Source organism: Arthrobacter terricola (assembly GCF_004354015.1).
Lineage (GTDB): Bacteria > Actinomycetota > Actinomycetes > Actinomycetales > Micrococcaceae > Arthrobacter > Arthrobacter terricola.
Genome location: NZ_SMRU01000023.1, coordinates 61,174 through 75,794, shown reverse-complemented (window position 1 = coordinate 75,794; position 14,621 = coordinate 61,174). Strand labels below are relative to the sequence as shown.

General features: G+C 62.5%; 16 protein-coding genes and 1 pseudogene. 12 read left to right on the top strand and 5 right to left on the bottom strand.

The annotated features are described in order from the left end of the window. Positions 1–2 precede the first annotated feature (2 nt). The 4 genes from E1809_RS18235 (at position 3) to E1809_RS18220 (ending at position 4,686) form a co-directional block, all read left to right on the top strand. A complete protein-coding gene (locus E1809_RS18235; protein ID WP_133205657.1) occupies positions 3–1,136 on the top strand; it encodes an FAD-dependent oxidoreductase in 1,134 nt (377 codons plus the stop codon). A gap of 80 nt (positions 1,137–1,216) precedes the next feature. Further along, positions 1,217–2,470, top strand: coding sequence for an aspartate aminotransferase family protein (locus E1809_RS18230; protein WP_133205656.1), 1,254 nt, complete (start codon positions 1,217–1,219; stop codon positions 2,468–2,470). Positions 2,471–2,496: 26 nt separating this feature from the next. Continuing rightward, complete coding sequence (locus E1809_RS18225; protein ID WP_133205655.1) at positions 2,497–3,951, top strand: NAD-dependent succinate-semialdehyde dehydrogenase; 1,455 nt, start codon at positions 2,497–2,499, stop codon at positions 3,949–3,951. 42 nt (positions 3,952–3,993) lie between these two features. Then, positions 3,994–4,686, top strand: coding sequence for a GntR family transcriptional regulator (locus tag E1809_RS18220; RefSeq protein WP_133205654.1), 693 nt, complete (start codon positions 3,994–3,996; stop codon positions 4,684–4,686). 476 nt (positions 4,687–5,162) lie between these two features. Here E1809_RS18220 and E1809_RS18215 read toward each other — a convergent pair whose 3' ends face one another. Then, positions 5,163–5,360 (bottom strand): YegP family protein, encoded by a 198-nt coding sequence (locus tag E1809_RS18215; RefSeq protein WP_133205653.1) that lies wholly within the window; start codon positions 5,358–5,360, stop codon positions 5,163–5,165. A 614-nt stretch (positions 5,361–5,974) separates the two neighbouring features. Between E1809_RS18215 and E1809_RS18210 the strand changes: the two genes are divergently transcribed. Together E1809_RS18210 and E1809_RS27770 are read left to right on the top strand one after the other, a co-directional pair. Further along, entirely contained in the window at positions 5,975–6,241 is a 267-nt protein-coding gene (locus tag E1809_RS18210) for a hypothetical protein (RefSeq protein WP_133205652.1), read from the top strand. 40 nt (positions 6,242–6,281) lie between these two features. Further along, a complete protein-coding gene (locus E1809_RS27770) occupies positions 6,282–6,413 on the top strand; it encodes a hypothetical protein (protein ID WP_268908715.1) in 132 nt (43 codons plus the stop codon). A 302-nt stretch (positions 6,414–6,715) separates the two neighbouring features. Here E1809_RS27770 and E1809_RS26795 read toward each other — a convergent pair whose 3' ends face one another. Then, positions 6,716–7,153: a hypothetical protein gene (locus E1809_RS26795; protein ID WP_165962380.1), complete on the bottom strand. Its 438-nt coding sequence runs from the start codon at positions 7,151–7,153 to the stop codon at positions 6,716–6,718. 177 nt (positions 7,154–7,330) lie between these two features. Between E1809_RS26795 and E1809_RS27475 the strand changes: the two are divergent. From E1809_RS27475 to E1809_RS18170, 6 genes and pseudogenes are all read left to right on the top strand, one after another. Then, positions 7,331–7,526 (top strand): annotated as a pseudogene (locus E1809_RS27475) (ATP-binding cassette domain-containing protein); the annotation flags it as partial. Between the two features lie 601 nt (positions 7,527–8,127). Continuing rightward, positions 8,128–8,355, top strand: a complete 228-nt coding sequence (locus E1809_RS18190) for a hypothetical protein (protein ID WP_133205650.1) — start codon at positions 8,128–8,130, stop codon at positions 8,353–8,355. A gap of 185 nt (positions 8,356–8,540) precedes the next feature. Continuing rightward, positions 8,541–9,041 carry a hypothetical protein gene (locus E1809_RS18185; RefSeq protein ID WP_133205649.1) on the top strand — a complete coding sequence of 167 codons (501 nt, stop codon included), beginning with the start codon at positions 8,541–8,543 and terminating at the stop codon, positions 9,039–9,041. Positions 9,042–9,234: 193 nt separating this feature from the next. Beyond that, positions 9,235–10,809 carry a DUF2079 domain-containing protein gene (locus E1809_RS18180; RefSeq protein WP_133205648.1) on the top strand — a complete coding sequence of 525 codons (1,575 nt, stop codon included), beginning with the start codon at positions 9,235–9,237 and terminating at the stop codon, positions 10,807–10,809. Next, complete coding sequence (locus tag E1809_RS18175) at positions 10,806–11,525, top strand: hypothetical protein (protein ID WP_133205647.1); 720 nt, start codon at positions 10,806–10,808, stop codon at positions 11,523–11,525. The genes E1809_RS18180 and E1809_RS18175 overlap by 4 nt, the downstream gene beginning before the upstream one ends. Positions 11,526–11,554: 29 nt before the next feature. Further along, positions 11,555–12,067, top strand: coding sequence for a hypothetical protein (locus E1809_RS18170; RefSeq protein WP_133205646.1), 513 nt, complete (start codon positions 11,555–11,557; stop codon positions 12,065–12,067). Positions 12,068–12,342: 275 nt separating this feature from the next. Here the strand turns inward: E1809_RS18170 and E1809_RS18165 are convergent, their stop codons facing one another. The 3 genes from E1809_RS18165 to E1809_RS18155 all read right to left on the bottom strand — a co-directional run bounded on the left by E1809_RS18165 (position 12,343) and on the right by E1809_RS18155 (position 14,396). Beyond that, the gene (locus tag E1809_RS18165) at positions 12,343–12,579 is read right to left on the bottom strand and encodes a hypothetical protein (RefSeq protein ID WP_133205645.1); all 237 of its coding nucleotides are present in this window, start codon (positions 12,577–12,579) and stop codon (positions 12,343–12,345) included. A 323-nt stretch (positions 12,580–12,902) separates the two neighbouring features. After that, complete coding sequence (locus tag E1809_RS18160; RefSeq protein WP_133205644.1) at positions 12,903–13,277, bottom strand: hypothetical protein; 375 nt, start codon at positions 13,275–13,277, stop codon at positions 12,903–12,905. 369 nt (positions 13,278–13,646) lie between these two features. Beyond that, a complete protein-coding gene (locus tag E1809_RS18155) occupies positions 13,647–14,396 on the bottom strand; it encodes a gamma-glutamyl-gamma-aminobutyrate hydrolase family protein (RefSeq protein ID WP_205754243.1) in 750 nt (249 codons plus the stop codon). Between the last annotated feature and the right edge of the window lie 225 nt (positions 14,397–14,621).

Below are 14,621 nucleotides of genomic sequence, written 5' to 3'. Positions count from 1 at the left end.
CCATGGACGGAAAACTGGCCGTCATCGGCCTGGGCAGCATCGGCAGCATGGCACTGTGGCAGGCATCCCGCTTGACCGGTTCCGTCGTCGGGTTCGAGGCCCAGTCACCGGGTCATGCCCGAAGCGCCGTAGGCGGCGACACCCGGCTCTTCCGCATGCTCTATCGCGGAAGACGCGACTACTACCCCATCCTGCAACGATCACGCAGGCTGTGGGCCGAACTCGAGGCGGAATCCGGCCAGGATATCCTGACGCGCTGCGGCGGGCTATCGATCGGGACGGTTGAGGGCCCCTACATCTCCGCCCTGCTCGAAACGACCCGGATCAACGGGGCCGAGCATGAGATCCTGAGCCGCGACGCCATGGCGGAACGGTATCCGCAGCATAACCTCCGGCCCGATGACTGCGCCGTGTTCGATCCGCATGCCGGCGCACTGCGCACTGACCGCGCAGTGACGGCCGCCGTTGCCGCCGCACAGGCAAATGGGGCAACGGTGGTCACCGACACCCCGATCGCGAGCATTCTGGAAACCGAGGACGGCGTGGTCCTCACCTCCCGCGACAAGACCTGGACCTTCGAAAACGTGATCGTCGCGTCCGGCGGCTGGTCCCAACGGCTCATGCCCGATTACCTGAAGGCGGCAACGGAGACCCGGAGGATCTTCCTTTCCTGGTTCGTTGCCAAGGACGCGGCGGAATTCTCACCGGAGAAATTCCCTGTCTTCATCAGGATCTCCGGGGACCGCTCCATGTACGGCGCACCGAGCGTCGACGGCGTGACCGTCAAAGCGACCCTGGATGGCCGCGGAGCGCCGACCCCGGCTCCGGATACAGTCGCTCGAAGCTTGACGCCAGCGGAAATCGCCGAGACGACGGACACTGTCTTGGAGTTTTTCCCCGGGCTGTTCCCCAACATCGTCCGGTCGGATGCCTTCCCGGACCTTTACACAAAGGACGGGAATCCGCTGCTCGGCCATCCCGCGGAAACACGCAGGATCTACTGCGCCACCGGCTTCTCCGGAGCGGGGTTCAAAATGGCCTCCGGCTACGGCGAAATCGCCGCCAACGAGGCCCTGGGCAAGCGCTCATTCGCGGGTCTCGACTTTGTCCGCCCCGGACGCTTCAAGACCCGTTGACCCAAAACGATTGGCCCCGGGTGACGCACCCGACATCGCCTATTGTTGACAATCTACAGTTCCTAAGAAAGTATGAAGCCATGGCAACTCTCAGCCCGATCCTCAAGCAGGCAACTCCCGTAGTCGTCGACCACGCACTCGGGAGCTGGATCCACGCGACCGATGGCAAAAAGTACCTCGATTTCACCACCGGGATAGGCGTCACCAGTACGGGCCATTGCCACCCGGACGTGGTGGCGGCAGCCCGCGAACAGGTGGGCAAGATCGTCCACGCCCAGTACACGACGGTGCTGCACAGGCCCCTTCTGGAATTGACCGGACTTCTTGGCGAGGTCCTGCCCGAAGGATTGGACAGCGTTTTTTACGCGACGTCAGGTTCCGAAGCCGTGGAAGCATCCATCCGCTTGGCCCGCATGGCAACCGGGCGCCCCAACATCATTTCCTTCCAGGGAGGCTTTCACGGGCGGACGGTGGCTGCAGCATCCTTGACCACTGCCGGGACCAGGTTCCGGTCAGGATTCTCCCCCCTGATGAGTGGCGTGCACGTAGCTCCCTTCCCGCATTGGTACCGGTACGGATGGGACGAAGCCACGGCTGTCGAGTTTGCGCTGAAGGAACTGGACCACCTGCTTCTGACCGTCAGCACCCCGGACGATACGGCCGGATTCATCATCGAACCCGTCCTCGGTGACGGCGGATACATCCCCACGCCTGCCGCCTTCCTCCAAGGGCTTCGGGAACGGGCAGACCGGCACGGCATCGTGCTCATCATCGATGAAGTCCAGGCCGGAGTCGGCCGGACAGGCAAGTTCTGGGGGCACGACTGGGCCGGGGTGCGCCCCGACGTCGTCATCACGGCAAAGGGCCTCGCAAGCGGCTTCCCGATTTCAGCAATTGCCGCCCCGGCGGATTTGATGGGCAAGGCCTGGCCCGGCTCCCAAGGCGGTACATATGGAGGAAACGCAGTCGCGGCCGCAGCAGCAGTCGCCACCTTGGGGGTCATCGAACGGGAGAACCTGGTGGAAAACGCCCTGCTCCGCGGCGCCGAACTGCGGGCGGGGCTGGACGCCCTGCAGGCGGAATTCACGGACATCGGCAACGTCCGCGGGCGAGGCCTGATGCAGGGCGTCGAATTCTCCGCAGCAGACAAGACCCCGGACCCGGAAACGGCACTCGCGGTCCAACAGGCTGCCATCAAGGAAGAGCTCCTGCTCCTCACCTGCGGCCCGCACGGCAACGTCATTCGCCTCATCCCCGCCCTGAACGTCAGCAGCGATGAAATCCAGGCAGGCCTTTCCAAGTTCACACAGGCCCTCAAGTCGGCCACCTCCTAGTCCCCTGATCACTGAAAAGAGCGAACATGTTCCCCTCCTTTGATCCCACCACCCTCCAAACAGGCTTGTTCATTGACGGAACGTGGCAAAGTGCCGCCGGCGGCGCCACCTTCCCGGTAGAGAACCCGGCCACGAACGAAGTCATTGCCCACGTTGCCGACGGCAGTCCCGACGACGCCGCCCGGGCCATCGAGGCCGCAGGCCGCGCGCAAGCAGAGTGGAGCAAATCCACTCCGCGTCAGCGGGCCGACATCCTGCGGCGCGCCTTCGATCTGGTCATTGCCAACACCGACCGGCTCGCGGCGATCATGACCGCCGAAATGGGAAAGCCCCTTGCCGAAGCAAGAGGCGAAGTAGCCTATGGCGCCGAGTTCCTTCGCTGGTTCTCGGAAGAGGCCGTGAGGATCGGTGGCGACAGCACCACTTCCGTGGACGGAAATACACGCATCCTCATCACCAAGGAACCTGTCGGGCCCTCGGTATTGGTCACCCCCTGGAACTTCCCGCTCGCCATGGGAGCGCGCAAAATCGCTCCCGCAGTCGCGGCAGGGTGCACCATGGTGTTCAAGCCGGCCGAACTGACGCCCTTGACCTCTTTGGCTTTGGTTGCCATTTTCAAGGAAGCCGGACTTCCCGACGGCGTGCTGAACGTGGTGACGACGTCGAGCGCTTCCGCCGTGGTACGAACCTGGACGGACAGCGGCATCGCCCGCAAGATCAGCTTCACCGGTTCCACCGAGGTGGGCAAGATCCTCCTCAGGCAGGCCGCGGACAACGTCATGCGCTCCTCCATGGAGCTCGGCGGGAACGCACCGTTCATCGTGCTCGCCGATGCCGACATCGAGAAGGCCGTGGATGGAGCCATGAAGGCAAAGATGCGGAACATGGGCGAGGCGTGCACGGCTGCGAACCGCTTCTTCGTCCACCGCTCGGTCGTGGAGGAATTCGGCGGGAAGTTCTCCAAAAAAATGTCGGAGTTGCAGGTGGGCGACGGTGCCTTGGCCGGCACGGAAGTAGGACCGCTGATAGAGCAGGCCGGCCTGGACAAGGTGGAATCCCTCGTCGCCGATGCGGTCTCCAAGGGCGCACGGGTACTGACGGGCGGTAGCCGGCCGGAGGGACCCGGATACTTCTACTCCCCCACCGTCCTGGTGGATGTCGCGCCGGAATCCGAGCTGATGACTACGGAAATCTTCGGTCCGGTAGCCGCCATTACGCCGTTCGACAGCGAGGACGACGTCCTGCAGATGGCCAACGACACCGCCTGGGGCCTCGTGGGGTACGTCTTCACGGAGAGCATGGACAAAGCCATGCGGTTCTCAACGGAGCTGGAAGTGGGAATGGTAGGCCTCAACACCGGCATCGTGTCCAACCCGGCGGCGCCGTTTGGTGGCGTCAAGCAGTCCGGGCTGGGACGCGAAGGCGGAAAGATCGGAATCGAAGAATTCCTTGAGTACAAGTACACGGCAATAGCGGTCTAGAAAGTACTGTAGTAAGCCGAAGAGTGAAATGAGGGGATGTCAATGACGGCACCGGATGGACCGTTCGTACTGGAAGGACGACCCACGGCACAACTGATCGCGGATCAGCTGCGGGAACAAATCGTCCAAGGAATCTTCCGTCCAGGACAACAGATCAATGAATCTGTCATTGCGGGTCAACTGCGCACGTCAAGAGGCCCGCTCCGCGAAGCCCTTCAGCGACTCTGCCAGGAAGGGATCCTGGTCAGCCACCGCAACCGGGGAGTGTTCGTACACGAACTTTCGATCCAGGATATCAGGGAGATCTACGCCGTCCGGGAGGCAGTGGAATCTACTGCAGCCGACGCATTGCTGGATGCCGGTGCCAAGCGCGTCAAAGACACGTGTCAGCTCTTGAAGAAAATCATCCGCGACATGGCGAAGCAGGTTGCCCTGTCCGACTGGCAGGCGATTGCACGGTTGGACATGGAATTCCATACAACGTTCGTCGCCGGCGCCGGCAACACCCGCCTCATCCGTATTTACCAGACCCTCGCAGCCGAATCCAGGATGTGTATCCTCAACCTTGAAGTCTCCTACCCCCGAATCGACGTCCTGGTAGAGGAACATCAGAACATTCTTGACCTGCTCGAGGCAGGTGACAGAGAGGAACTTCACAAAGCGATCAAACGGCATATGCAAAAAGCCGTGGAAGACCTCACCGCATCAAGCGAGGAGATGCACATCGCCAACTGATATGTAGAAGAGGCTGTCATGAGGCAGCGGTGAGTGGCTCCCGGCTTTGGATGCCGGGAGCCACTGTGCGTTGGTTGGTTTGCCTTCCACGGCCCGGATTCGGGTGGCCTGGCCGACCAGCTCGAGTTGCCGCAGCAGCCGTTCGGCTTTCGTGGTCGGGCCGCGGCGGCAGGATTGACCCGGGGGTTGCTCGCCGGGCAGCAGCCCCCAAAGTAGGAGCCGACGGAGGATCCGGACGCGTCTCATATCAGGCTCCATCTGGATGATCGAGCCCGGTTCCGCGACAAGACTTCCGGACGCCCTGGGTGAACCGCCCGGTTGGCGTGTCCGGGCACGCAACAGCGCAACGCACGAGCTTCGGACCATGGACCTTCTCCCCGGTCACGGTTCAGGTTCATGGCGTCTCGTCTTCACCGGAGACGGATAAAGGACGGTGCGCGGCGAAGCGGACCAGTGATATTCAGACGGGCACCGGGCTAGGCTGCGGTCCTGGATTTTCTGGAATGATCGACGACGATTCCCGTCGCTGCGTTCTCGCGGACCGCGTTGATGCCGTCGACCACTGCCTTCAGGTGATTGAACTTCGGTGATTCGGCGACGAGCGAGCCGTCGGCCGCCGTCAACCGGAAATAGTAGTCCGTGCCGTCCTGCAGAACTTCGAAACGTCCAGCCATCTTTGATGTCCCCCTCAATGTGCGGTCTGCCACCGCCAGCGCGTCATTGCACTGTGGTCTGCCTCACGTCGTCAGTCCATCTTACCCTCAGGCCAAGGAACACGCCGCGTCGGCGCAGCTCACGCCGGCATGAGGTCACAGCCCGAAGCCAGGCAGCAGCCCGGGACCGGCGGCGAGGTGCGAAGACCCTGAGCCCTGCGACCGTGCAGCGGCGTTCGATCCTGGCGGTGGCGCGGAGCCGGTCACTGTTCGCTGCCCGCTCCTGGTGGGAATGGAACGCACCGGAGCCCTGCATCGCTCATCGACCTGCCACGCCAGTGTATTCCCGGGGCCGGGGACTGTGAAAGGGCGCACCCGGCACCGGGGAGCGTCAGGGCCAAATGGTTCGGGAGGTGCCGGACGACGGCTGCCACCTCGACCGTGTCAACGCAGACGAGCTTCACTAGGACGGAGGAGTGCCGCGACCCGGCGGTCGTTCCGCGCCACGGAGTTAGTGGTTTCAGAGCACCGAACGGGAATGATCCGCTTCGGCTTCATGGTTCCATGCCCGAAACACGCGTCGTGTAGTTTGGATTCCTGTAAGTGGAGTCCAGGCAACGACGTTGGGGGGCGTGATGACCCGAGCAGCCCATGTAACAGAGTGCTACGGCCTGACCGGCGTCGCTTACTTGGTCCAGTGTGGAGATCGGGCCCGGGAGCGTCTCTTCATCACGCTTGAGGCTGCGATGGCTCATGCCCGGAAGCACAACGACAAGCATCACCATGGTGAACCCCCGGTCCTCCATGGCTGGCCGGGTGTGGACATCGAAAAACTGAAACGCGGAGCTGACAGGGCAACCGGATCCGAACTCAAGCGCCTCGCCACGCTGACAGCGCGCTGAGCTGGTACCGGGTTCACCCCGTTGATGGACGATCTTCCGGGTGATCAGCGGCCAGACCGGAGGCGCACCTATCTTCGCCGGTGCCGCCGACTTCGACCTGGAACTGATCGAGGGTCATACCCTCGACGGCCGCCCCCGGGAACTCCTTTACCGTCCCACCCGGCAGCACTGACATCCTCCGGGAACGTTGGAAAGCCGGTGCCTCCGGAACTATGGACAAGGTGCGCTCCCGCGTAGTGCGGGCGGGGCGGCATGTCATGGAGCGGCCTGCTCGGCGGGGCCGGTTTGGCCATCGGGCCACCGGAACTGTTTACCACCCGCTCTGGTGCCGGGTTGTGGCCGGCAAACGGAACAACGACACCGGAGGCCTTCATGTCATTGAGCTGGCCACGGTTGGTGCACGGGGGGAAGGGCGACAATGCCAAACTGAACGCGGCGTATAGCCGGAATTGTCAGATAGATGCGTGCCAAATGCTATTCGTGTAACGGCCGGGCATCCGCCTCGTCGCGCTCCAGCGCGCTGATGAACTGCCGCAGAGCGTTCTCCAGGGTGGCGAGGCCGCAGTGAAGACGATGCCATAGTCTTCGCGCCCGTTCCGGCCGGCCCGTGTTCAATGACGCTTGGATCAGCCGGGCATCCCGTTCAAGCTGTCTGGCTCCGGACTTCGCCGCGAATGTCGCAAGGGGAACCACGGACTCCCCTGCAGCGGCCAGGTCGCCATCTTCCAAAGCCGTGCCTAAAACATTCACGTGACCCCGGAGCGTGTCCACCAGAGCGGCCACAAAGCCTGCCCCTCTGCGTTCAGGGGCGTGTTCCTCAATCAAGGCTTCGATACGGGCCGGGTCGAGGACAATATCCCGTTTCCGAAGTGCCGGGTTGAAACGACCCGGATCCTTATGATGCTTGAGCATCGAGACATCTCCCCCTCCTACCAACTCCGATGTTGTTCATGCATCCTACTGGCAGCCGACGCCGGAAACCGGGAGAACCACCCGTTTATTGATCCCTTTCAGGAACAGTGCGGGGCCGCACTGGATCATGACGCGAAACTCCCAGGAACTTCTATTGAGGGAGTGACTAATCCATTGATGCATATCGAAAATTTCAGGACGAATTTCGGAGAGTACACAGGTCGTCCGGGATCTATCGTTTGATGTCCGGGCCGGGGAAACGTTCGGATTCGTGGGCAGCAACGGCTCGGGCAGGACGACCACGCTGCGGGCGCATTTGGGGATTCACCAGACCACGGCCGGGATCCTGCATATCGGAGGGAAGGCCTTTGATACCTCGGCACCGGGAGCATGTTCCCGGTGCCGAATATCTCGACGCATTGTCCTTCCTCGACACCCATCTGCGGCGGGCGGACCGATGAGTCCCCTTTGGGTGCGCCGATCGCCGTTGAACGGCACCCGTTCCACCATAGCTGTGTTCGTAATCACATGCCCGAAGGTTTCGTCACGGAAGCCCTGTTACCGCCTGTCAGCGGGCGATCATGAGGACGGTCACCTTGTCCGGCACACTCGGATTGGGCCGGACCCGTCGCCTACGGCTGTGAATCACAGCGATAAGTGGCAGGCTTTCGCGGCGCTAAATGTCACCCATGGTGTCTCGCCGATCCCCTCAGCGGGATATCCCGCAAGCCCGGAGCCGGGCCGGACCCGATGTGTACGCTATCGCTATGAGCAAGGTGACCTCAGAAGGCGGTTTGTGGCGACGGGTCCTGCAAGCGCTGAGGAACTTATTTGCAGATGGAGGGCCATTGGCGCCTGGATGGGGCTTCGGCCGACGGAAGAATTAGTAGTCCGGGTGACGGCGCAACCGTGATGCCTTGCCGTCGGGAGCGCCATCGTTGGATGCCGTCGGCTGTCCCGCAGGAAGGGGAATCATGCGGAAGAACTTCATACTTTCCTGGCCTCAAGCGGTGGGGTTCCTGTTCATAGCAGGGACGATCATTTTCCGACCGGAGTTCGATCCTTGGCGTATTGCGGTGGGCGGTCTCCTCGTCATTCTCGTAGCCGTTGGAATCGGAGTGAAGCTGCATTATGAGCGGATCGACAGGACGACCAAGGGAATGCAAGATGAACAATCGGGTGCGGGAGAGGATGTCCGTTAGCCGGTTCTCAACGCGCATGCTGCGCTTGGGCCTGGGTGAGCCACGTGGAATCTGCAGGTGTTGAACCGAGGTTTATAAGGTCGGAGTGCCTGCCGCGTCGGAGGCGTATCGATCCGCGGGCGGGTAGCCTGCTCCACATGTGGGGGAACAAGCGTAGTGGGCACAGGCGGCACTGGCTTATGCCCGTGACGGGAGTTGGCCTCCTTGCGGGGCTACTGGCGGGGTGTGCGTACTCCTACCCGGATTCGGGTCCGCCTCCTGGGCAAAGCCCGGTCAGCACCTGGCCGGCTTCCAAGCCTCTGCCCACGCCGGAGGCGGCCATCGAGGCCCTCGAAGCGAAGAACCGGGCTGAAGTGTCCAGGATTCTTGGCCCCGCACCCGAAGGAACGATCCTGCAGGACTCCGGCAGAATCAGCGCCGCGACCGTCAATCTCACGAAAAGTACCCTTGTGCCCAGCGCCGGGCGTTACACCCTGACTGCTGTCTGTGTCGGTGCGCCGAGCGCACAACTCTTGGTCCGGCAGAGCGGCGAAAGTTGGAATATCACCTTCGCCTGCGGTACCAGGGCCACACGGGACTTCCAACTCGACGCCGGCCCCGTCACAGCAGGTGTCATGCGACCCATCGAAGGCCCGCTCTACGGAACAGGCGCCATAGCCGGATTGCGGATCTGGCCCTCGCCGTGAGCCTCCATGGGGCCATAGCAGACCCGCACGTGCCCTGCTTCACCGCTCTCGCGGACGACCGCGAATAAGAATCCTTGTGGATCGTCCCTTTGCCTGAGCCGGTGGCTGAACTGCACCGCTACGCCGCGGCCGGCGCCGTTGTCCAAGCGGATCTGACGGGTATTGTGGGAAAGTCGATGAGGGGGATAGACACATGGCATTGGACCTTGCCGCCAGACCGGACGCCGGTATCACCGCTGGAGCGGGCCGGCTTCCGTTGCGTCAACGCATCGGCCGCGCGGCCCGGAGGACGTTCGGACCGGAGTCGCGGTGGGTCACGGTGCTTGCTGCGGTCGCCGCGGTCGTGTATTCGACGGTTTCCTTGCTGCGGTTCAGGCGGTTCGGCTCCGCGGGCTACGATCTGGGGATCTTCGATCAGGTGGTGCGCCAGTATTCGGCCTTCATGGCCCCGTACAGCGAGATCAAGGGTCTTGACTACAACATCTTCGGGGACCACTTCCACCCGGTCATCGCTTCCCTGGCTCCCTTGTACTGGATTTGGAACGATCCGCGGATGCTTGGCATCGCCATGGCGTTGCTCATGGCCGCGTCCGTGTACCCGGTCTACCTTTTCTGCAGACCACGGCTGGGCCATTGGCCGGCATTCGTCATCGCGGCCGGGTACATTTTCTGGTGGCCCGTCCAAGGACTTGTGGACTTCGACTTTCACGAGATCGCCTTCGGCGTGCCGCTGCTCGCCTGGATCATCCTTGCGCTGGACCGACGCCGCTACGCGGCTGTTACGGTCCTGTCCGTGGTCCTGCTCGGGGTCCGGGAAGACAAGGGATTCGCGGTCATGGCGATCGCCCTTGTCCTGCTGCTGCGCCGGAGGTGGAAGCTTGCCCTTGGCCTGTTCCTGCTCGGTCTGTGCACCTACCTGGTGGTGACCGGAAAGGTCATCCCGCACTACAACCTCTCCGGAAACTTCGGGTACTGGGTGTACTCGGGCCTGGGTCCCACCATGGGGGCCGCGATCATTTTCATCGTCTTCCACCCGCTGAAAACCCTGGCGATCCTCTTTGACCACGACACGAAGCAGGTCCTTTGGGCATCTTTGTTCCTGCCGGTGGGACTGCTTCCACTCGGGTCCGTCTACGTTCTTCCCGCTGCCCCCATCCTGCTGAGCAGGTTGCTCAGCGACAGACCGGGAACCTGGTCCACCGGGTTCCAATACAACGCGGTCCTGGCCCCCGTGCTGGTGATGGCCGCCGTCGATGTCCTTTTCAAGGTCATGAACCGCTTCCCCCGGCTTGGGTCCGCACGGTTCTGGGCCCCGGGGCTTTTCGCGGCCACCGTCGTTGCCGGGATCGCCTTCGTTCCGGCGGTCTTCCCGCTGAACAAACTGGTCACAGGCGAGGCCTTCACGTACACCACGCACATGGCCGCCCAGCAGCGGATCGTGAACATGATCCCCTCCGGGGTCTGCGTGGAAGCCGATGACCGGCTCGTGCCCCACCTGACCAACAGGACCGTCGTCGGGTTGATCGGCCGGCAGGTGGACTACGCCAGCTGGGCCATCATCGACTTCGACCAGGAGAATACCGGCGGTGGCGGGGACGGCAATTTCACGCCCTTCACCGGCCTGCGGTACAAGCAGGACCAAGGGTTCCAGGAGGTCTACCGTCAGGACAACATCGTCCTGCTCTACCGCCCGTATTCCCTGGACCGCGGAGCACCGGAGCACTGCTCGAGCCCTTACCTGACCAGCCTCTACGGGAGCGGAAGATGAGCCCTAACTCGAATCCTGACGTGCTCCTTCATCGCTGCGCACGTCCGGTGAACGTCCCTCGTCATCGGATTCTGCGTACCGCCGTCGCGACAATTCTCTTGGCTGCGGCCCTTTCCGGGTGCGCCAACGAAACCCTGACCCCGCTGGACGTTTCGGGCGTCGTACCGAAAACCCCGGCCGATTCGATCTCCTATGCAGGCGGCGTGTACACCGGCTGGTGGGACAAGGCTCCGTTGCCCGGGCAGCCCACGAACCTGGTTCTCTACAGCACCAAAATGAACCAGGTCGTCCAAACCGTCGGTTCCCCAACAGCGCTCAGTGCCAAGAATATGGAGTTCCTGCAGAGCCCGAAGTGGGCGAAAAACGTCATCATCGTCATGGACCCTGCCACTAACACCATCGCCGGAACCTTCGCCATCGATGCGAAAGGGAACCCCACCAACAAGTCGACACTCCCGGTAAAGACCGGTGGCTATGAAGGCTGGTGGAACGCCACCCCCGCTGACGGCAACACGGCCGGACTGCCGGTGGAAACCGTCCAGGTCAACACCGATACCAACGAAGTGATCGACGGATACAACCGCACGACAAAAAGCACCAACATCGCCTACGCCGTCGTCCCCGACCCCGCCTGGCCCAGGCATTCAGTCGTCGTCATCGACACCAGCACCAACAAAGTCATCGCCAGCTTCAAGATCAACGCCGACGGGACATAGCGATGCCGGCCTATCGAAAAGCACGGGCAATGCCCGTTGGTCGAATCCTCCCGGTCGCCGCTGTTGCGCTGACGCTGGCCGGCTGCACCTATGCCACACCGGCTGCCGTGCCGGACGCACAAACTCCGGAGGCATCTGCGTCGATTCCTCGTCCGAGCCCGACGCCGACCTCGGTGGCCGAGTCATGGGGTGCCCCGTTGTCCGGGCGGTTCATCAGCCAGGCGGCCCGGACCAGCGGCAGCGTCAGCATCACGGGAACCGCTGCCGGGGCCACCCTGACCTTGGAAGGCGTCTCGATTACTTCTGACCCGGGTTTAAAGGTCATGCTCAACGAGGGCGCATTGTCCAAGGACCCGTCAGGGAACATGGTCGTCGAAGACCCGAAATCCGTGGACATCGGCGCGCAGCTGAAACCCGGTCCCGGCTCGCAGTCCTTCCAGTTGCCGCCGTTTCCGCCCTTCACGGTTCGAAGCGTCACGATCGTGGACTGGCAGACGCACGTTGCCTACGGAACAGCGGACCTGACGTCCATCACCGGATAGCCCGGTTCCCGGCTGCTCCGTATTCGACCAGGGGGTGACATTTAGCGCTGCTGAAAGGGCGCCATTTATCGCTGCGATTCACACCCACGGCGGAACTGCCTGCGATCGTGATGCTTCCTGAAGGTCTGTGACGGCCGCTTCCGCCTGACGACCGGCACTCGATGTAGGCGGTACCTGCGGGAGATGCCGGGGAGGAAGCCCCTCCAGAAGTCCCCGTTGGCACCTCTCCGCAACGCATCCGCTTCGACGTCAGGACGATCCGTTGGGAGGGTGGTTCAGGCCTGTCCGGCGTCTTCGCCGTTTCCGACGGCCTCGATCCAATCGACCGCTTCGTCCGAAAGATAGAACCCCGATGGTCCGCTCCGTCCCACCCACGAAGCGTCAGAATCGGGCTGTCCGCCAACGTCTGCAATCTCCGCGATCACCTCCGCGGGAACCACATCACCGTTGTTCCCGATCAGCCATTCCCGGGTCGAGGGCTTCAGCCTCGGCCACCACTGAGCCATATCCATGGACGGAGTGTGGCATGCCGGACGCCACACTTCGAGCCGTCCGACGAACGAAGTCCTTGCCGCATCGAAGCCTTCCCTGCCCCTAGCCTCCACCGGATTTCATCGTTCCGGTGCAGACCGGATAGCCCGCGCAGCCGAAGAACCGGCCGTAGCGCCCTGCTTTTTCCTTCATGGTGCGCTTCCGCATTTCGGGCAGACCACGGTGATGATGTCCTCACCTCGGACGGACCGGATCCTGACCATACCGTCCCTGACCAATTCGAGGAGGAACGCTGATTCTGTGCCGGCACGGGTGACCAGGAGCACCGACCGCCTGGCGTGGGTCAAGGAGACATAGAACAGGCGTCGTTCCTCGGCGTACGGTACGGGTCGGGTTCCGCCATGGCCAGCTGCAGCAGCGGATCATCCTCGATAATGCTGGGAAACCCTCTCCGCTCCAGGCCGAGCACGACGACGTAATCGGCTTCCTTTCCCTTCGAAGCGTGCACGGTGTTGAATTCGACCCTCAGTTGGGCGTATCCGGCATTAAGAGCTGAGGCGACATCCTCCCTGACGCGGTCATACCGGCCAAGCACCAGCACGCTGACGGGCGCACTGAGCCGGGCGTCAATGCCCATCAGGTACTCCCGGACGGCCAGGCTGTATTGGCTGCGGTCCCGCACGCTGACAGCCCCTGGAACAGCCCAGTATGGTTCCACTGATCCGAGAAGTTCGATGACACGTCTGGTTTCCTGATCCGCTCCAGGGCCTTGTTGATGTCGGTTGTGATCCGTGATCCTCTCGGTCAGGGCGTAGCTGAGATATTCCCAGGCATCCCTTCGAGTGCGCCAGGCACTCTCGGGAGTGCCGGCATCAGTGGTGTTGGAAGGTGCGGGGAGGCGTGCATTTCGTCGTGATCTCCTCCAGGCGGTTCATCGTTGGCGCCAAACGCGCCGCAAAGGGAGGGGTGGCTCAGGACACAGCGGAAACGCCAGGCTAATGAGTCAGCGCAGCCGTTCCCACTAGCGCAATCACGGTGGGAACGGCCACAAAAGGCTAGGAGAACCTGGCTTTTGTACTGAAGATGGTCAGATGGCTGCGGTCAGAGGGGACAGTGCCGGGGCCGGAGCGGGGCGGCGCAGTCCCGCACATTCTTGGATGAATCCTGAGAGCAGCGCCGCGGCGTTCCCGTCAGATGGCCAGGTGAACTCGGGGTGCCACTGTATGCCGACAACGTGGCCGCCCGTGTCTTCTACTGCCTCGACCAGTCCATCAGGTGCATGAGCAGTTGCTCTTAACCCGGCGCCCACCGTCAAGATGCCTTGATGGTGCTCGCTGTTGACGTCGATTGGTCCGCTTGTTGACATCCATTGAGCCAGCTTGGAGTCAGATTCCACGGTCACCGTATGTTGGTTACGTGTGATCTTGGGCGCTCCGAACCGATGCTCGACGTCACCGGGCCTGTCGCGAACGAGATCCGCGATCAGCCCTCCTCCGTAGACAACGTTGAGGAGCTGGAATCCACGGCAGATGGCCAGGATTGGTTGACCGTTTTCACGGGCGGTCGCAATGGCGCTCATTTCGTTGCGGTCTCTGACCGGGTTCACTCCGGAAATAGCGGGATCATGCTTTTCGGCGTCGTAGAGTTCAGGATCAACGTCTCCGCCCCCGAGCACGATCAAGGCATCGGCGAGCTGAACCAGTTCACGTATCCGGGGTTGGGCGGTGGCGCAGTCGATCGCCAAGGGGACACCTCCGGCCGCGACCACGGCCCGGAACATCAGCTGCCACTCAACTCCGGCTTCGAGTTCGTCCAATTCAATGGAGCTGTATGTCATGGCGACGATGGGGGCGTGATCTTTGTCTGGAGGTGATGACCCTGGGGACGGGCTGGTCGGCTTCTCAACCATGGGGTTGTTGTTTCCTTTCGGACTATGTGGGAACTGCTCGAAGGTTCTGGGCGTCGTGACTCCGAAGCCGGCATGGTTCCTGTGGATACATGGGGTCCACGGGGCGCTGATCGAGCAACGGTATGTGGGGGCTGAAAGCCTGCCTGAATGGGT